1 protein-coding gene is annotated in these 566 nt (G+C 46.8%); it reads right to left on the reverse strand.

Annotation, left to right across the window (positions count from 1 at the left end; translation table 11 throughout):
- Positions 1-446, reverse strand: a 446-nt coding sequence (locus A3751_RS02060) for a YigZ family protein (RefSeq protein WP_068451546.1), incomplete at its 3' end; no start/stop codon positions are given.
- Between the last annotated feature and the right edge of the window lie 120 nt (positions 447-566).

Below are 566 nucleotides of genomic sequence, written 5' to 3' on the forward strand. Positions count from 1 at the left end.
TGTTCCTCATCAAATGCACAGCTAAGTCGTAAGGGCTCGAGGGAGATTACCTGTTGGCACTGCATTTCATCATAGGCGGACTGCACGGCAGTAGAGTAAGCGCGAACCAAGCCTCCAGCGCCAAGTTTAATGCCGCCAAAATAACGGACGACAACAATGAATATATCCCCCACATCTTTATGCTGCATAACGTTTAGCATCGGCTTTCCTGCGGTTCCACTGGGCTCTCCATCATCAGACATCGCGACGGACGTAGGTGCTTTCGGGTCACCAAGTAAATAGGCCCAGCAATGATGGCGTGCATCTGTGTAACGTTCCCGCAAGGTTTGCAAATGGATCATGGCTTCAGCGCGGTTCTTTGTATGAAACACAAAGGTGCTAAAACGACTTTTCTTGACGATCAATTCAGTTTCAAGATTAGCTGAAGGAATCAGATAGCCGGACATCGATAGCTCTCGGTTTGATTATTGCTAGCATTCACGCGACTGAGTATTAAACGCGATCGCTTTGGCGCATAATTATGCGGCAATTACGGAGGCATGTTAAATAAACCGTTAAATAAAAAG

Source organism: Oleiphilus sp. HI0080 (genome assembly GCF_001635135.1).